The sequence below is a fragment of the Lysinibacillus sp. FSL K6-0057 genome, assembly GCF_038630885.1.
Taxonomy (GTDB): Bacteria; Bacillota; Bacilli; order Bacillales_A; family Planococcaceae; genus Lysinibacillus; species Lysinibacillus fusiformis_F.
The window spans coordinates 789,675-808,261 of record NZ_CP152047.1 but is presented as its reverse complement, the minus strand read 5'-3'; the positions used below and the strand labels follow the sequence as shown (position 1 = coordinate 808,261).

The 18,587-nt window shown below is 38.7% G+C and carries 13 protein-coding genes; 4 read left to right on the top strand and 9 right to left on the bottom strand.

The features are described 5' to 3' along the window. Positions 1 to 198: 198 nt before the first annotated feature. Positions 199 to 393 carry a YjzD family protein gene (locus MHB40_RS03735; RefSeq protein ID WP_004227469.1) on the top strand — a complete coding sequence of 65 codons (195 nt, stop codon included), beginning with the start codon at positions 199 to 201 and terminating at the stop codon, positions 391 to 393. Between the two features lie 49 nt (positions 394 to 442). Here the strand turns inward: MHB40_RS03735 and MHB40_RS03730 are convergent, their stop codons facing one another. Continuing rightward, positions 443 to 2,569, bottom strand: a complete 2,127-nt coding sequence (locus MHB40_RS03730) for an AAA family ATPase (protein WP_342533962.1) — start codon at positions 2,567 to 2,569, stop codon at positions 443 to 445. 268 nt (positions 2,570 to 2,837) lie between these two features. On the opposite strand from MHB40_RS03730, the gene MHB40_RS03725 reads away from it, so the two are divergent. Beyond that, complete coding sequence (locus MHB40_RS03725) at positions 2,838 to 3,524, top strand: Crp/Fnr family transcriptional regulator (protein ID WP_205441358.1); 687 nt, start codon at positions 2,838 to 2,840, stop codon at positions 3,522 to 3,524. 58 nt (positions 3,525 to 3,582) lie between these two features. Here the strand turns inward: MHB40_RS03725 and MHB40_RS03720 are convergent, their stop codons facing one another. Next, positions 3,583 to 3,891, bottom strand: coding sequence for a metal-sulfur cluster assembly factor (locus tag MHB40_RS03720; RefSeq protein WP_036120908.1), 309 nt, complete (start codon positions 3,889 to 3,891; stop codon positions 3,583 to 3,585). A gap of 53 nt (positions 3,892 to 3,944) precedes the next feature. Further along, a complete protein-coding gene (locus tag MHB40_RS03715) occupies positions 3,945 to 4,709 on the bottom strand; it encodes a prolyl oligopeptidase family serine peptidase (protein WP_342533961.1) in 765 nt (254 codons plus the stop codon). A gap of 121 nt (positions 4,710 to 4,830) precedes the next feature. On the opposite strand from MHB40_RS03715, the gene MHB40_RS03710 reads away from it, so the two are divergent. Further along, entirely contained in the window at positions 4,831 to 5,640 is an 810-nt protein-coding gene (locus MHB40_RS03710; RefSeq protein ID WP_342533960.1) for a Cof-type HAD-IIB family hydrolase, read from the top strand. A 142-nt stretch (positions 5,641 to 5,782) separates the two neighbouring features. After that, positions 5,783 to 6,640 carry a DegV family protein gene (locus MHB40_RS03705; RefSeq protein ID WP_342533959.1) on the top strand — a complete coding sequence of 286 codons (858 nt, stop codon included), beginning with the start codon at positions 5,783 to 5,785 and terminating at the stop codon, positions 6,638 to 6,640. A 48-nt stretch (positions 6,641 to 6,688) separates the two neighbouring features. Here the strand turns inward: MHB40_RS03705 and MHB40_RS03700 are convergent, their stop codons facing one another. The 6 genes from MHB40_RS03700 to addB all read right to left on the bottom strand — a co-directional run bounded on the left by MHB40_RS03700 (position 6,689) and on the right by addB (position 18,411). Continuing rightward, positions 6,689 to 8,158, bottom strand: coding sequence for an alpha-amylase family glycosyl hydrolase (locus MHB40_RS03700; RefSeq protein ID WP_342533958.1), 1,470 nt, complete (start codon positions 8,156 to 8,158; stop codon positions 6,689 to 6,691). 186 nt (positions 8,159 to 8,344) lie between these two features. Next, entirely contained in the window at positions 8,345 to 8,713 is a 369-nt protein-coding gene (locus tag MHB40_RS03695) for a YisL family protein (RefSeq protein ID WP_205441348.1), read from the bottom strand. 201 nt (positions 8,714 to 8,914) lie between these two features. Further along, positions 8,915 to 9,817, bottom strand: coding sequence for a fumarylacetoacetate hydrolase family protein (locus tag MHB40_RS03690; RefSeq protein WP_342442498.1), 903 nt, complete (start codon positions 9,815 to 9,817; stop codon positions 8,915 to 8,917). Between the two features lie 124 nt (positions 9,818 to 9,941). Further along, entirely contained in the window at positions 9,942 to 11,108 is a 1,167-nt protein-coding gene (locus tag MHB40_RS03685) for a DUF418 domain-containing protein (RefSeq protein ID WP_342533957.1), read from the bottom strand. A 75-nt stretch (positions 11,109 to 11,183) separates the two neighbouring features. Then, a complete protein-coding gene (gene addA / locus MHB40_RS03680; RefSeq protein ID WP_342533956.1) occupies positions 11,184 to 14,900 on the bottom strand; it encodes a helicase-exonuclease AddAB subunit AddA in 3,717 nt (1,238 codons plus the stop codon). Position 14,901: 1 nt separating this feature from the next. After that, positions 14,902 to 18,411, bottom strand: a complete 3,510-nt coding sequence (addB, locus tag MHB40_RS03675) for a helicase-exonuclease AddAB subunit AddB (protein WP_342533955.1) — start codon at positions 18,409 to 18,411, stop codon at positions 14,902 to 14,904. Positions 18,412 to 18,587 lie beyond the last annotated feature (176 nt).

Genomic DNA, 18,587 nt, shown 5'->3' with positions numbered 1-18,587 from the left:
AGGAGCGCATTCCCCTATTTCAGAACCATTCCTAAATACTTTAACACCACCAAACATAAAATACAAAAACTCATATTTGTTGTGACAAAATCGCCATGTTTCACATAAATGGTTCATTTTTTTTTAATTTATGTTATGATATGATAATGAATATGAGTAAAACCTTATGATGAAAAAAGTTCGGTTGAGGTGAAATTAATGCAATATATCGTAACGTTCATATGGTCATTCTTACTAGTTTCTATGTTAAACTACGTAGTCAGCTCTGTACTTGGTGTACCATTTGATTTCAAAACTGGGGCAATCGTTTCTGTTGTATTCTCCATTCTTATCTTTATTATTGGAGCAATCATTCCAAACGATCCTACACCAGAAGCTGCAGACCATCATTAATTCAGCTAGAAAAAACCTGTTCAGCTTCATGCCGAACAGGTTTTTTCTGTTATTTCTCCACAACACATTGGCCATCACGCATTTTTACATGCAATGTCTCCCCTGGTAAAACTTCTCCACGTAAGAGTTCTTTAGCAACGGCTGTTTCGATATGTCGCTGTACAAAGCGTTTTAGTGGTCTTGCTCCAAACTGGGCATCTGCGCCTTGCTGCACTACCCAATCAATGACTTCTTGCTCGACAGATAAAGTAATTTCTTGCTCTGCCACACGTTGAATCAATTGCTCCACATACTTCCAAGCAATCGCTGTAAAATGTTTAGTAGATAAAGCATGGAAGAAGACGATATCATCCATTCGGTTTAATAGCTCTGGTTTAAAATGTTGTCTTAGAGCTGTCATAACTAAGTCTTCTACAGTAGCATCATTTTCTTTTGCTTCCATTAAATAGCTAGAACCAATATTCGAAGTTAAAATGACCACTGTATTTGTAAAATTCACCATACGTCCCTGACTATCTGTAATGCGACCATCATCTAATATTTGCAATAAAATATTCGCCACATCAGGATGAGCTTTTTCAATCTCATCTAGTAGCACCACAGAATAAGGATTTCGGCGAACGGCTTCTGTTAGTTGTCCACCTTCCTCATAGCCTACATAACCTGGAGGAGCACCAACAAGACGGGACACACTATGTTTCTCCATGTATTCACTCATATCAATACGAATAAAGTGATCCTCTGAATCAAATAACTGTGCAGCAAGTGCCTTGGCAAGTTCTGTTTTACCTACACCAGTTGGGCCTAAGAATAAAAAGCTACCAATAGGTCGGTGTGGATCTTTGATGCCTGCACGTGCACGCCATACTGCTTCTGTCACTAATTGAACAGCTGTATCTTGCCCAACCACACGTTCATGCAATGTATCCTTTAAACGTAAGAGTTTTTCACGCTCACCCTCCACTAATTTTGTAACAGGAATTCCTGTCCAACGTGAAACGATCGCAGCGATTTCATCTGCTGTTACCTCTTCACGTAAAATGCGAGATTCTACACCGTTCTCTAATTCCTTTTCAAGTGCCTGAATGTCTTTTTCAAGTGTCGGAATTTTACCATGACGTAATTCAGCAGCTTTATTTAAATCATATTTACTTTCCGCCTCATCTAAATCACGACGATATTTATCCAATGTTTCCCGTTTTTTCTGGATATCGTGAAGCTTTTCTTTTTCTGCTTCCCATTGTTGTCGCATGCCCTCAGAGGATTTTTTTAACTTTGCTAATTCCTCACGTAATTGCTCTAGACGCTTTTTACTTGCCTCGTCTTTCTCCTTACGTAATGCCTGTTCTTCAATTTCTAGCTGCATAATACGACGAGTAACTGCGTCTAATTCTTGTGGCATGGAATCAATTTCCGTACGTATCATTGCACAAGCCTCATCAATTAAATCAATCGCTTTATCGGGTAAAAATCGCTCTGTAATATAGCGATTGGATAGTTCTGCTGCCGCAACAATGGCTCTGTCATGAATACGTACGGCATGATGCAACTCAAAGCGTTCTTTTAAGCCACGTAAAATGGATACTGTATCCTCTATAGAAGGCTCACGCACTAGTACTTGCTGGAATCGGCGTTCTAACGCGGGATCTTTTTCAATGTACATACGATATTCATCTAAAGTAGTAGCACCAATACAGTGTAATTCACCACGTGCTAGCATTGGCTTTAGCATATTTCCTGCATCCATAGCGCCATCTGTTTTTCCTGCGCCTACGATCGTATGAATTTCATCAATAAATAGAATAATTTGTCCTTCTGAATCTTTTACTTCTTTTAGCACACCTTTTAAGCGTTCTTCAAATTGTCCACGATAGCTTGCACCAGCGATTAGCGCACTCATATCTAGTTCATATAGCACACAATCTTTCAAGCCTTCAGGTACATCACCTTTTACAATACGTTGTGCTAAACCTTCAACAATCGCTGTTTTACCAACTCCTGGTTCACCGATTAATACAGGATTATTTTTCGTTTTACGTGTTAAAATACGAATGACATTTCGGATTTCTTCATCACGACCGATAACAGGGTCCATCTTGCCATTTTTCACTTCTTCAATTAAATTACGTCCAAATTGCTCTAATGGTTTTTTATTGTCTGTTTGTTGAAATTGCATAGCTAGCACTCCTTTACTTTCATGTTTCTCATTATTTATATACCCTATCTTATTCATTTGAAAAAGTTTGACCTTTTTTGACTAACTTTATTTTACATCACTCGACAATGCTTAGCAAAGAAATTGCACTAAAATTTTTTCACTTATTATGGAAATCTACGTTATAATAATGATATGTTTCTATGTTTTAGTATCGAAATCCACTATCCTTTTGTAATAATCGCCATTTATTACAAAAAGAAAGCGATGTGTTGGAGATATGGTTTTAATGGATAATATGTTTGAAAAAATTAAGGATCTTTTTCAAAAGCATGGTGTTTTTATCAAAGTGAATAAAGGAAATAAAATTTTTCTAGAGGGAGAACGGGCAAAAGAAATTTATTACATCCAATCAGGTGTTATTTCGATTAGCCAAGAATCCGAAACTGGCAAGGAATTAACCATTCGTATTTGTGGTCCTGACAGTATAATAGGAGAAGGTTCATTATTTTGTAATCTCGTCTATAATTCGATGACTGCCAAAGTTTTAGAACCCTCTACGCTGTATGTTTTGAGTCGTAAATCTTTGGAGCATTTACTAGAAGAGCAGCCGACAATTATGGTGGAATATATGAAGTGGTTGCAAACAGAAAACTTAAAGCATCAAAGCCGTTTGCGCGATTTAGTGTTAAACGGTAAAAAAGGTGCTCTATTTTCAACGCTCATTCGACTTTCCAATACGTATGGTAAACCTTTAGAAAATGGCTCCATTTTTATTGATTTTCAGCTAACCAATACAGAAATTGCGAATTTGTGTGCAACAAGTCGTGAAATGATCAATCGCATGCTGAATGATTTAAAAAAACATGAGATTATCACTTTTGATAAAGGATTTATTACCATTCATGATTTACAATTTTTAAAAAATGAAATTGCCTGTGAAAATTGTCCATTACAAATATGCCGTATCGATTAATTTCGTTACAAGCAAAAACCCTGCTTATTTTTGAATAAGCAGGGTTTAATATTACATTTTAACGTACACCTAATGCCATTTTTGCATAGCGTGACATTTTATCTTTTGACCAAGGTGGATTCCATACAATATTCACATTTGTACTTTTCACTTCAGGAAGTTCACCTAATGCTGTATTTACTTGATCCACAATGACTGGTCCAAGTGGACAGCCCATCGATGTCAAGGTCATTGTAACAGTTGCGACACCTTCATCATCTAAATCCACATCATATACTAAACCTAAGTTGACGATATCGATGCCAAGCTCAGGGTCAATTACATTTTCTAAAGCACCAAACATGCTGTCTTTCATATCTTGATCCATTCGTATTTCTCCTTCCATCATAGTGTTAACCTTATCATAGCAGATGCATCCTGTTATGCCAAATGCTGTGCAAGCCATGCTGTAGCTGCTAGCATACCGTCACGTGGTACAGCATGTCCAGCCCGTTTGTTAACCATGAACTTTAAATATTCAGGGTTTGCTTCATAGTATTCCCGTAATGTTTCATAAAATTTATACGTTTCATGAAAAGGAACTGTTTTATCTAATTCTCCATGCCAAAAGAATACAGGGCGGCCCGCGAATTTTTCTGGTGTTAAACTGACATCATATTGAGCAAGGACATCATTAATTTTTTCTACGTCTTCCTCTGACATAGGCCAGTTTACTCCGCTTTTAGCAAATTGCTGTAATTGATATTCACCCAATTTAATAAAACCAGGAGCGCCCATACATATTGCAGCTGTTTGTATCCAATCATAAAGTTTCAGACAGCCTGATGTCACGATGCCACCCATTGAAGTACCTGCTATGCCAATATTATGACTAGCTAATAATTTTTTATTCTTTAATTCATCATATAATTGTTGCACTTCATGAATAGAATTTAAAACAATGTCCCAAAAATTTAAGTTCATTTGCATTTCTGTTAGGCCTTCGCTACGCTCACCATGAAATTTTGCATCTGGCAATAGGACACGCACCCCTTTATGCACCAATTGGTATGCATAGTGTAAGTTATGTTCTTTTGCACTCATAAAGCCATGCAAAAAAATCACTACCGGGGTTTCTTCATTCATATTGTCTGTATGTATATGTAATAAAGGAATAGTTCCCCACACTTCTTTTTCTACAAACATTATTGTCACTCCCAACTCTTGTCTCATCTTTATGTTAGCAAACTTTTTTCACTGTGACAAAATTTTGACGAATGTAAGACAAAGAGATACTATTCAAACTATAGGAAAGGGGCAACGAGCTATGAAACCACATTTAATCGTATTAGACTTAGATGGAACTTTATTAACAGATCAACAACAAATTACAGCAAAAACGAAAAAAACATTATTGCAGGCTAAGGAACAAGGGCATCAAGTGATGATTGCGACGGGGCGCCCATACCGTGCAAGCGATCTTTATTATCATGAGCTTGGGCTCACTACACCCATTGTCAATTTTAATGGCGCATATGTGCATCATCCTAAAAACATCTCTTGGCAACATATGCACACACCGATTGATTTAAGTGTTGTACATGATGTCGTTGATTCTATTAATAGCTATGAGTATGAAAATATTATCGCTGAGGTAAAAGATGATATTTATGTTCACACAGAAGATGATCGTATCTTAAATATTTTTAATATGGGAAATCCCAAAATTACACTTGGGGATTTATACACACATCTCTTAGAAAATCCCACAAGTTTGCTGATTCAGGCAAATGAAGCAAATTCGGTTATTATACGTGATCATTTACAGGCGGTGCATGCTGAAGTCATCGAGCATCGTCGATGGGGCGCACCTCTTCATATTATTGAAATTGTGCGTCGGGGCTTAAATAAAGCTGTTGGTATAGCGCATGTGGCAAAAGATTTAGGTATCCCACGTGAGCGCATCATCGCGTTTGGCGATGAAGACAATGATTTAGAAATGATTGAATATGCTGGACTTGGCGTAGCGATGGGGAACGGTATCTCAAGTCTAAAAAACATTGCTAATGAAATAACTGCAACGAATAATGATGATGGAATTGCAAAAATACTCATTGAACGCTTGAAATTATCATAGTTAAGTAGTAAGTTCAAGTTAACATTCCATTTTTACCAGTTTAACTTTATTCAGTGGTACCCCTTCCATTTATCTAAAGTGAGTATCTACTGAATAAAGTTAAAAAGCTTGAAAAGTAAGTTGAATTTAGGGGGACAAGAGAATGAAGATTTTTACAGATAGTGGATGTGATCTACCGAAGTCTTACTATGAAGAAAATGATGTTGTGCTACTCCCTTTACGAGTGCAATTGAACAACAAAGAATATGAAGATGTGATTTCAATTGATTCCAAAGAGATTTATGATGCGATACGTCAAGGTGCTCAGCCAAAAACATCACAAGTGTCACCTGAGCTGTTTTTGAAGCATTTTGAGGAACTAGCCAAGAATGATGAAGAAGGCATTTATATCGCGTTTTCATCAGAACTATCAGGCACATATAGTACTGCTCAAATGATTCGCAATCAAGTACTTGAGCAGTATCCTTCCTTAAAACTAGTCATTATCGACTCTAAATGCGCCTCATTAGGACATGGCCTTGTCGTGGAAGAAGCTGTTCGACTTCGAAATATGGGCGTATCCTTAGAAGATACGGCATCTAAAATAAATAACCTTGCACCTCAGGTTGAGCATTTATTTACAGTGGAGGATTTAGATTACCTTGCTAAAGGTGGTCGTGTATCGAAAGCCAGTGCATTTTTAGGTGGCCTACTTAGTATTAAACCTATTTTAAATGTAGAAGATGGCAAACTTGTACCGATTGAAAAGTCACGAGGTCGAAAAAAGGCACTTAATCGTATGTTAGATTTAATGCAGGAGCGTGGCGGCAGCTTTACAAATAAAATCATAGGTATTAGCCATAGTGATGATGCTGCCTTTGCAAATGAAGCAAAAGCCTCTATCCAGGAGCGTTTTTCACCTCAAGCTGTGCAAATTACTATGATTGGCTCCGCAATTGGTTCACATGTAGGTCCAGGGACTATTGCGATTTTCTTCACAAATAAAAGCTTTGAAGGCTAATAAAAAGCATGTTAGGATGGCTCCTAGCATGCTTTTTTCGTTGTGCTATTATTGTTGGACGTCTTGCTCCTGACGGCGAACTTTTCCTCGTTTAATGATGATGACTACAAAACCAATAAAGATCAACCATACTAAGCCTAAAGCCACCATATAGGGCGTGTTTAAGCCTTCATCATTGCGAACCTGATAAATCTCGACCATTTCTCGGTCTAAAATAACAGGATAAACTTCTTTTTCATTTATACGAACTTTTTCCTCATGTAAAATCCCGTTCAACATTTTCCCTTCACCAAGTTGTTCAGGCGTTAAGTCGACGCGTTGTGTTTTACCAGTATTATTAACCATGATTACCCACTTTTCTTCATCAGAAGTACGTGTAAAGACAAGAAGGCCATTTTCATTTGTAATGACTTCAAAATCACCATTACGCAAAGTAGCTGATTGATTACGTAAAGATTGAACATTTTTAATATAATCAATCAGTTCTTCATCTGTTTTAAAGTTGTAAAACTGGTGTGTATCTGGTTTGGCTTCCCCATTCATAGCAATTTCGGTACCATATTGTACGACAGGAATTCCTGGTAGCATAAATAATGCACCCATCGCCATTTTTAAGCGCGTAGGTGGGAACATATTTTCATTAGCAGAGTCGAATGTAAAACGATGAGTTTCAAGCGAATCCACCATAATTTGTGTCGGTTTTTCTCCTGTAAAAGGTTCCATTAATTTAGAGGAATCCATATCCACGTTTTTAAACATATTACGATAGATATCTGCCGTTACAGGTGAGAAAGTTGCATCAAAGTCAGCATCACTTTCTTCATTAGCAATGACATAAAGGGACGATTTTGTCTCTTTTAATGCGGCTATCATTGCATTGATAAACGCTGTATCAGCCCCTGCAATATTTGTTAAACGAATACCACCGATGTCATATGTAGAAACAAATTCAGTTACTGCTTGAATAAGTGCCTCTTGCACATCTTTATTCGATAAATCCCACTGTACTTGTCCATTATTCGTAGATGCAACCCAATCTGCTTTTGAAGCATCCTTTGCCCACTCATGATTTGGACTCACATTTGTAAGTGGAAAATCAACCATAATAGACATATTTTTAGCTTTATAGGCCTCTACAATACTTTGGAATTCTTCCGTTGTTCCAAAATGACGTTCGATTGTAGTATAGCTTGTTGGCATTGAACCATCGTATTTCTCTGTAGAAAAAATAGGTCCAATGGAAACAATCGTATAGCCCATCTCACCGATAAATTTCAGTTTATCCTGTAAACCTGTAAAATCGCCCCCCGCAAATTTCGAAGGGTCCTGCGTATTTGTATCAAAATCGTTTGTGCCCGAGCCATTAAAGAAACGGTCAACGAGTAAATCATAGATGCTCTCTTCTGCTATCGTTCTAGTCGCTGATTCATCCGCATGGGCTACTGGTATAGTAGTTACGAATGAAGTTGCTAATAAAAGTGATGCAGCTGTTGCACTTATCCACTTCTTAAATTTCACTGTTATTCCCTCTCTTTCAAACCAATCATCGTCATTTTACCAAATAACTCAGTCACGTCGCTATCTTTTCCAAACATTTTGCGAAAATGCGAAATGAATTACGGCAAAAAGGTGTCATTTACGTCTTCATTTTCGTTTACAAAATAAAAGCCGTGAAGCAACTACTACTTCACGACTTTTAAATCATTATGCTAAGAAATCTTGACCCATTGGTAGTTTAAATCCTAGGAACAAAGTGATTAATAAGAATACTGCAAATAAAATCCAAAACATACCTGTTGGTTTATTTTTCTTTTGGCGCACTAATACCATTTCCATCATACCAATTACAAGTATGCCACCTAAGAATTTAAAACCGTAAAGCATACCTTGACCATAGTCCATTGCCTCGATAAATAATGCTCCACCTGTGATGATTATTAATACATAAAACAGACGTAATGTCATATGTAAGCCTTTTGATTGCTTGCCCATTAGTGCCGCAATTAAAAAGATAACAATAGCCACTACCCACGTAGTAATATGCAAATGCGTTTGGCTAGTTAAAAAACTCATGTTTGTCCCACCTCATTCTTTTTCTATCAAACTCTATCCTACCATGCGATGGAAAGGGTTTCAAATATTACAATAGTGTTCACATAATTTACATCAATTAAGATTCTACATCGTTAGATCTAACAGCTTTAACTTCTGTTACCTTCCCTTAAAGAAGTAAAAAATCCGCGGAGTATGGACTCCCGCGGATTGATATCATCATTATTCAAAATGGTTGACTAATGTACCGATTCCTTGAATGGATACTTTTACTGTATCTCCAGCTTTTAAGAATTGTGGCGGGTTCATACCTTTGCCAACTCCTGCTGGCGTACCTGTTAAAATAACATCTCCTGGCTCTAATGTCACATGCTTTGATAGGATGGATACTAGTGTTTCAACAGTGAACATCATATCTTTCGTAGAGCCGTTTTGACGTACTTCATCATTAACCTTTGTAACAACTGTTAAGTCTTGTGGATTTGGAATTTCATCCTTTGTCACAAGGTATGGTCCAAGAGGGCAAGTACCGTCTAAGCTTTTACCCAAGAAGAATTGTTTATGATTCTCTTGTAAATCACGAGCTGTTACATCATTGGCAATTGTGTAGCCAAATACATAATCAAATGCTAAATTTTTAGGAATGTTTTTGCCACGTTTCCCAATAACGATAGCTAGCTCACCTTCATAATCCATTTTTGAAGAAAGATCAGCATGAATAGAAATTGTTTGTCCATCAGCGGCAATTGCAGTTGGTGATTTTGTAAATACCATTAAATCCGTTGGTGCTGCTTCTGCACCCATTTCCTTCGCATGTTCATCATAGTTTTTACCAATACACATAATATTTTTAGGTGTACGTGGAATTGGTGAAAGCCATTCGATCTCTGTAAATTCACGTTTAAAACTATTAGCATTATCTGATTTTTCTGCTGCTTCTACTAATTTACGAATCTGTTCCACAAAATCAAAGCCTAAAGCAATGCCATCCACGATTGAACTTGAAAAAGAAGGGAGAACTTGAAGTTCATTTTGAATAGCGAGTACGTCCCATACCGCTTCTTCTTTTTTTACTTTTGGTCCAAAGCTTACATGTCCACCTAATTTGAATGATAAAATTTTCATGATTGAAAGAGCTCCTTCTTTTTTCTACATAATACAACAATATGATAGAAATTACCTCATTTTTGCGACAACATTTTTATAAGTTGTTATATCTTCTTAAAATATGCATGTGAAGAGGAATATATTAACGTACTTCCACCTTTTGCTTATATGTTAATTTACGCCATATTGCCTCTAGCGGCCCTTGTTTCCACTTAGATAGCCAAATTTCTGCTATGATCATTTGTACAACAATAATGCCAATAGCAATTAATACCCCAGTTTCCACACTTACTTTGCCATACCAGCCAAAACCAAATTGATAGAATAAACAAGTGCCTATAATCGATTGAAGAATATACATCGTTAATGACATGCGCCCAATTTTAGCAAAAGGACTAAGTAGCTTTGGCACAATTGGCACTAAGCAAAGTAACACAATCACCCCGATATAGCCCACCGATAGCATTGGACCCCCTATGTATACCTTTAAATAATCTAGTAAATAAGTTCTTGTAAACATAATAGATAAGCTTTTCATACCAATCCCGATGACCAATCCGGCAATTGCTAATGTCAGCCATAACCACTTCAATTCTTTAGCTCGTTCTACTAAACGCCATTTAGAGGCAGCGGCACCTATTAACATATACGGTAAAATGGTGAACAGTGCGACAAACCACATCTCGATGCCTGCCTGCGTCGATAAATCTGTTAAGCGTTGCATAAAGGCATCTACCCAGTCTCCTGTCCCATAAGCCGTGATGGCCTTCTCTACTGATACGATATCTAAGTAATCATCTACTTTTGTATTAAAATTAACAATCCCTACCACAAAGAGCATAAAAACTTGCATCAAGCCATTAATGATCAAAGCACTAGCAAATAGCCAGATAGGACTCAAACGTAGTAAAAGCACTAAGAACACGCCACAAAATGCATACATCATTAATATGTCGCCCCACCAAATTAACACAGCATGGACAAAACCAAAGGCAAAAAGGATGGACAGTCTACGAAGCCCTAGCGTATAAAAGTTTTGTTCACGACTCTGAGCCTTCTGCCACTGCATAGCCAGTCCATAACCAAATAGCATGGCAAAGAGCGGGTAAAAGCTACCTTGCACATAAATATCTATATTTTTCTGCCACACAATATCCGATGGGGTTGTAAACCATGATGCCAAATCAATATGCGGCATTGGCAAATAAAAGGTATACATATTTACAAGTAAGATACCTACTAAACTAATACCTCGTAAAATATCTAATGTTGCCATTCGTTCCTGCAACATTGTCGGTTTTAACTCCACAAAATAGCCTCCTCTTGACTAGTAGCTATGGTGAAAGCAGGACAAATAAGCCCTACTTTTCCCATAACAAGCTCTTTATGCCTGTATGATCTGTTCATTATCGAATAAATATAATACTTTATCGCTCACCTTGATGTGTAAAATGGATTCAATGGCTTCACTATAAACACGAAGCTGTACGGCATAACGACCTAGTATTTCTTTTGACAGGGCAGTCTCCTGCGCAAAATGAGATTGTATACGATCCGTTTTATAATCCAACAAGACCCAATTACCGTATTCATCCTCAAATAAGCAGTCAATAATCCCTTGCACAATTTGAGCATCGCCATCTTCATCGATTCTACTAATGGTAAATGGCATTTCCCTACGTATTTGACTCGCTCGTTGAAAGCGTTGCCCTATTTCTGTCTCAAAGAAATGATAAATCTTCGCTTGTGGAACCACCATACCCTCCGCCTCTGTTAAAAGCTGCCTTGCGACTAAATCCTCTACAAAGTCCTTTACATCATTGATATGACCAAAACCAAACTGAGGGACATGCTGCATCACTGTGTGCACAGCGGTACCAATTTCAGCACCTGTTAACTGTTGTTCCTGTAAAAAAGCTGGTCGAGGTGCAATGGATGAAGCCTTTTGCTTGGTAGGAGAGGCAAAATAAAATTCGGGTTCCTCCTGACGCTGTAGATTTTCTAATCGCTTTATTTCACTAACAGATGTTTTAGAGCGCTTTCTTGTTGATTTTTGATAGGCATACTGTGCTTGAAAGCGGGTCGTGATTTCAGCCAGCAAGTCCTCATCCTCTGGCATCGCAAGCGCTTGCTGTACTTCATCGCCCATCGCTTGTAACTCATACGAGTAATGCTTTGTATCGATGGCTTGAACCCACCAATGTGATGGATCCTCTAATTTCTTATAAGAATTGGTTGCTACTGCTGCAAAGTCTGCATGCCTTGCCACTGCTGGACCTATCCAGTCCAAATAGCTATTAGCTCTAGCACGTAAATATTCTTGAAGCGGTGCATCCAACGGCAAACTTTGTGCGTCCTGCCAGTTGTCGCGTGTTTTCTCCCAGTTCTTCACTGAGCCTACTAAAATCAAACGCTCCTTCGCACGAGTCATCGCAACATATAAGACACGCATTTCTTCTGCGCGCATCTCTAGTTCTTTTTTCTCCTTCAATGCTAAAAACGGTAACGATGTATAGGTGATACGATTTTCAGGATCAATGGCCTTAACAGCTAGTCCAAAATCTTGATCGAACAAATAAGGTTGATGAAAATCCATTTTATTAAACGGACGTCCCATTCCTGCAACAAAGACGACTGGATATTCTAATCCCTTAGAAGAGTGAATTGTCACCAGGCGCACCACATCGTCCTTTTCGCCAATTGATTTGGCAGTGCCTAAATCATCACCACGCGTACGCATACGATCAATAAAACGTAAAAAACGGAATAGTCCACGAAATGCCGTTTTTTCATACATTAACGCACGATCATGTAAAACGCGTAAATTTGCCTGACGCTGTTTGCCATTCGGCATTGCCCCAACCATTTCATAATAATGTGTATCTAAATATATTTTCCAAATTAAATCTGACAATGATCCACGACGTGCTAAATCTCGCCAATTTTCAAAGGCCAGCATAAAGCGTTGCAGCTTCTCAAATGTAGTGGTTTGCACACCATGTCCTTCACTGCGAATAAATTGTCGTAAAGCATCATAAAAAGGTACCTTTTGATCGGCTAAACGGATTTTCGCCAGCTCATTTTCCGTTAAACCAACAAACGGTGCGCGCAGTACAGAAGCTAATGGGATGTCCTGATAGGGATTATCGACTACCTTCAGGACATTTAACATAATCATCACTTCAAGCGCATCAAAATAGCCTTTAGACGATTCTGCATAGAGTGGGATCCCTGCCAGCTTAAATTCCTCCACTAAATCTGTCGACCATGTCATCGAACGCATTAAAATCACAATATCACTATACTTTAATGGTCGCTCTGTTTTTGTTTTCGTATCATAAACGGTTGTTCCATCTTCCATCATCTGACGTATACGATCGATAATAAAGCGTGCCTCATATTGTGATTTTTTTAATTCCTCTAGCTCAGCAGCCTCGTTGTTTATTTCTTCCAGTTCTTCTGTTGTTTCCTCTTCCTGTGGTGGATGCATTATGACTAGCTCAACAGGTATTTCTTTATCATCATAAGGCGCAGCGGGCTTTAGTGACGCATTGTCGTCATAAAGAATTTCACCAACACGCTCACCCATAATTTGTGCAAAAACGTAGTTTGTCACATTCAACACTTCTTTTCGACTACGGAAGTTAGCATTTAAATCAATTCGCATCCCCGTTACCTCAGGTGTCTCCATATACTCACTATATTTTCGCATAAAGAGCTTTGGTTCAGCTAATCGGAAACGGTAAATACTTTGTTTTACGTCCCCAACCATAAAAAGGTTACCATCCTGTTCCTCACCTGTTTTGACAAGTTGTAAGATGGTTTCCTGTAGCATATTGGTATCCTGGTATTCGTCCACCAGCACTTCTTTAAAGCGTTTTTTCATATCTAGTGCAACTGGTGAGGGCTGAAGCTCGCCATCTACCTCTACGGTTAAAATTTGAAGTGCATAATGCTCCAAATCTGAAAAGTCAATGATTCCACGTTCTAGCTTGGCTAGTCGGAATTGTTCACTAAAAGTAGTGGTCAATTCCACTAACGTAGCAATCGTTGGTGCCATTAATCTTATTTCCTCAAGTAGGCGTGCAGGCGTACGAACAAAAAACGCCTCTTTGATTTTATTCATCATTTTTTTGGCTGCTTCTCGTTTTTTCTTCGCAAGCTCTTGTAGCTCTACATCTACTAATGCATCCTTTGATACTCGTTTTAATGTAGACCATTTGACCGTTGCAAAATAATCAAATAGCTCCTGCCATGTACCGCTTTGGCTCATGCGAATCCCTTCCTGAATCATAGCAAAATCAATTTCTGCCGTTTCAGCATAGGGGGCAGGTCCGTCTGGCTGTAATGTAATCGCCCGCATTTCTGAAATTAATACAAACGCCTCTTCCAGACTATGGCGTACGGTCAATTTGACGTATTGAGATAGCTCTAAATCATCAATCGTCACTTCATCAGCTAAATCATATGCTTGTGGAAGGCTCCATAGCCATTTTTGAGGTTCTGCATGTACACGAGAAGTATCATAAAGTTTACTAATCAGCGTTTCGATGGCTTGATCATCACGATCTGAGGTAAAGCTATCAACAAGACGATAAATAGCCTGTACGCGAGCCTCATCCTCAGAATCGTAGGCATCTTCTAGAACTTCTGCTAAAACATCATCTCTCAATAATGCTATTTCTGCTTCATTGGCAATACGAAAGCCTGGATCTATCTCAAGTAAGTATGCGTATTGCTTCACAATGGCTAAACAGAAGGAATGCAGGGTGGAAATTTGTGCTTTATTCACAAGACTAAGCTGCCGTCTTAGATGATTAGATGTTGGATTTTCTGCTATCGCCTTTTCTAATGCCTCAGACATACGATGGCGCATTTCAGCGGCTGAAGCATTCGTAAAGGTCACTACCAATAGTTCATCTACATTGATGGGATTTTCAATAGCAATGACTTTTTCAATCATACGATTAATCAGGACTGCTGTTTTCCCAGACCCTGCCGCAGCCGATACAAGTGTATCTTGACCGCTAGCATAAATTGCCTTCCACTGATCGTCTGTCCATGTGACATCTGCTGGCTTAATAGGAATTGTTTGTACCATGCTATTCTACCTCCTTCCGAATTTTATCAACAATATCATTCGGCTTTGCTTGCATCAATTGACGATAGCTTTGTTTACCATCAGATGGATCAAATTGGCAAACCGCAGCAAATTGACAATAATCACATGCCGTTTTGGCTTTCAATTTATAGGGGCTAATGGCGGTATCACCAGATAAGATACCATTCCCTGCCTCCTGATGTTTACGACGAACGAAATGCTGTAACTTTTTCATATCATTGACAGGAACTATGCGGGATTGTGATTCAGAAGGTGTTCCATCTTTTTTCATATAGACAGGAATGATTTTTGAATGCCCGCTACTTTCCTCCAATTGTTCGTCCATCGATAATATCGCCTCAGCGTTTTCAGACAGTAAACCTTTCATTTTATACTGCTTTAAACGATCCTCTTCTATTTCACTGTCCGTCAAATCCTTATCCAGCTTTAGCATCGGATTATGGACATGGACATACAGTACCCCTGCTGGCTCTGCCTCACCTGATAGCCAGTAAGAGCTATTTTCCATTGCCACATCTAAATACGTTAGGACCTGTAAGGATAATCCGTAATAAACCTCATTTAAATCAAGGTCACGAGCTGAGGATTTATAGTCAACAATCCGCAAATAAGAGCGGTCATCTATCGTTGCACTATCCACTCTATCAATACGCCCACGCATAAACATTTTCTTGCCACCAGTCAAATCTATTTCTAGTGGTGGTAGCTGTTCATGTTGTCCAGGACCAAACGACGCCTCAATCGCAATTGGTTTGAAGTGAGATACATTAGCATGCTGTGTCAATGCCGTCATTGTGCGCTCGACAATTCGAATAAGCTTACGCTGAATATAGCGATAACGGGCACTAGATAATAGGATTTGATGGGAAAAGACTGGTACAATTTGTTCTACTGCTTGACGTGCTAATTGTTTAATTTGCTTTGTTGTTAAACGAATCCATGATAATTGCTGACGATGTGTTTCCTCTGTAATCCACTTTAACGCCTCATGGAATAAGTCACCCATTGCAAAGGTTTCTAGACGATACTCAGCACGTTCTTCTAGACGTAGACCGTATGTAGTGAAATGAGAAAAAGGACATCTGAAGTATTTCTCAATTCGCGACACACTGGATGTTAGCTTCTGACCATATAATTCCTGTGTAATATAGGTTTCAAGTGGTTCAGCCTCATTTTTATGGGTAATTGGATAAAGGACACGGTCGAAAATGAGCGCCCAATATGGATCTTGTTTATAAAATCTTTGTAAAGCTAGCCATTCTGGAGCTAGTTCACGGCTATGTTCAGCTTGACGTAGCTGCACCATCAGATGTGCTAATGCGGTACGTGGATGGCGTAAATATGGCAAAACATCTCCGTCTAGTAATTCAATCGGATCGATTACCACTCGTTCTATGGAAACATCACTTAATAAACCCGTCTTTTTGTCATTCCCTATTATTTTCTTAATATAAAGTGAGGATAGCAGTGCCTTGCCTTCCTCATCCGCCGTAGGGTACGTCATATACAATTTGTTAGATGGCGTTGTAATAGCGCGATAGAACAAGAAATTTTCCTGTAATAAACGATTAGTAGAGGTAGGGGCAAGCTCATAGCCAATTTGACTAAACCATTCACGCTCGCTATCTGACAACAAGCCTTCATACTCCATACGAGTTGGATAAACACCATCATTCATCCCTATAACAAAGGCAACTTTGATATTGGATAAACGGGCTAAATCAACAGTAGCCACCATTACCTCATCAAGGGTTGGCGGAATTCTTGAAAATTCTAATGTATCAAAACCTTCATCAAGAATTTTGGCTGCTTCCTCTACAGTCATCTCCTGCTCACCAAACATATAAACGAATTGATCAAGAACAGCAACCCATTCATTCCAAGCTTGTTCATGTTCACTTGCCGCTAATGCGTCACCCCGCTCTAGCTCACGATCTTTCATTGCTTGCAGTTTATCATATACCTGTAATGACTCTATTAGCTCAAATAAAGCAGTCGCAATATCTCTGCCATTCTTCGCGCTATCAAGCTTGTCTTGTAAAAGTTTTAGAGGGAGGCGAATTTCATCTCGAATGGCCTCGATTTCTGCCTGCATTGCACGCTCTTCGTCTGTTTGTACACGCGAATGGAATTCTAGACCTCGATATTTTTTATAAAACCAACGTGCCTCCTCAAACCATCGTTCACCATAGATGCCTTGTGCCAAGCAATAATTTTCTAATCGATCTGCTCGCTCACGCCAAATCGTTAGCTCCGCTTGTAAAGGGAAAAACAAATCTGTTTTCACACTACGAAAAACAGGTTCATATTTCCAGTTCGAGGTCATAACCTCCAAAGCTGAGCGACTTAGCTCTATTAATGGATGATGTAACATCGTCTTTTTTGTATTTGTAAAAATAGGAATTTCATATTGTTGGAAAATACTTGTAATAAGTGGATCATAGAGATCTGCTTGTCTATACAAAAGTACGATATCCTGATAGCGAAAACCGTCTTCCCTTGTCAGTTTTGTTATTTCCCGGGCAATCGCATGTACTTCTGCTCGACGATTTGATGCTTCGAGCACGGTTACATCTCCAGAAGTTTTTTTCGTTTGAGGCTCCAAATCAGCAAACTTTGCCTCCACATGCTGTAAATCTTCAGAATGAAATCTTTTAGTATTATAAAAATGGTATGGTAATTCAACATCAATGCCCTCTTCTTTTGCGATATCATGAAGTCGTTGATTCGTTAAAGCTGCTTCATGGAATAGAGCTTGTTCATCAAAGGCTTCATCTATATGATCAAACGGAAGTACAACGGTTACCTGCTGTGTTACCTTTAACAACTCACGAACCAGTTCTAACTCTCGCACAGTGAAAGCAGTGAATCCATCAATATAAATGGTCGCTTGCTTCATCGTTTCAGCATACTTCAATTGCTCCGTTAAAATCGGATAATAGCCCTCGCTGTCAACATATGTCGTACCCAGTCGTTCCTCTAATGCCTGCAAAACGACATGTAAATCGTTCGCTTTCGCCTGCAAGGTATTGGGTGCATCGATCGCCTTCAAAGATTCTGTTACCTCTGCCAAGACTGAGCTATTGACGCTATAGCGACTAAATTCTTTTAAAAGTGTTTCAATCTCCTCCGTAAAGCCACGTTTTCCTGCTGCTTGTCGAAATAAGGAAAATTCACTTTTTTGCTCCTCTAAAAGTTTACGAATAAGCATTCGATAGCCATAGCCATTCACTTCTTTACGAGCAATACCACCCGTTTCTTGTAACACCAACCATGCTAAACGTTTAAACGTCATGACCTGTGCTCGAATCAAGCCCTGTAAACCATGCTTATTCGTCAGCTCATATTCCGTAGAATAAGACATCTGGTCAGGCACTATAATGAAAATCGGATGCCCCAATGGATCTGTCTTAAGCTGCTCAACAATTTCCTGATGAATAAATGCCGATTTCCCTGTTCCCGAACGTCCTGAAACAATACGCAATGCCATATGCTTTCCCCTCCTCATTAACTTGCTGTTTTCGGGTGACTCTTTTAATGAATTAATTATTTTGTACTTTTATTTGAGCGATTTTTTTAATGGATTGATTTCTTCTTATCAGTTTTGGAGCGGTTTCTCCATCTCATTAATCACTTCTCACTTATTTTGGAGCGGCTCCTTCACCT

Excerpts from the sequence above, each read along its gene's own strand:
- MHB40_RS03735 (WP_004227469.1), top strand. The coding sequence starts at position 199 with ATGCAATATATCGTAACGTTCATATGGTCATTCTTACTAGTTTCTATG.
- MHB40_RS03730 (WP_342533962.1), bottom strand. The coding sequence starts at position 2,569 with ATGCAATTTCAACAAACAGACAATAAAAAACCATTAGAGCAATTTGGA.
- MHB40_RS03725 (WP_205441358.1), top strand. The coding sequence starts at position 2,838 with ATGGATAATATGTTTGAAAAAATTAAGGATCTTTTTCAAAAGCATGGT.
- MHB40_RS03720 (WP_036120908.1), bottom strand. The coding sequence starts at position 3,891 with ATGGATCAAGATATGAAAGACAGCATGTTTGGTGCTTTAGAAAATGTA.
- MHB40_RS03715 (WP_342533961.1), bottom strand. The coding sequence starts at position 4,709 with ATGTTTGTAGAAAAAGAAGTGTGGGGAACTATTCCTTTATTACATATA.
- MHB40_RS03710 (WP_342533960.1), top strand. The coding sequence starts at position 4,831 with ATGAAACCACATTTAATCGTATTAGACTTAGATGGAACTTTATTAACA.
- MHB40_RS03705 (WP_342533959.1), top strand. The coding sequence starts at position 5,783 with ATGAAGATTTTTACAGATAGTGGATGTGATCTACCGAAGTCTTACTAT.
- MHB40_RS03695 (WP_205441348.1), bottom strand. The coding sequence starts at position 8,713 with ATGAGTTTTTTAACTAGCCAAACGCATTTGCATATTACTACGTGGGTA.
- MHB40_RS03690 (WP_342442498.1), bottom strand. The coding sequence starts at position 9,817 with ATGAAAATTTTATCATTCAAATTAGGTGGACATGTAAGCTTTGGACCA.
- addA (WP_342533956.1), bottom strand. The coding sequence starts at position 14,900 with ATGGTACAAACAATTCCTATTAAGCCAGCAGATGTCACATGGACAGAC.
- addB (WP_342533955.1), bottom strand. The coding sequence starts at position 18,411 with ATGGCATTGCGTATTGTTTCAGGACGTTCGGGAACAGGGAAATCGGCA.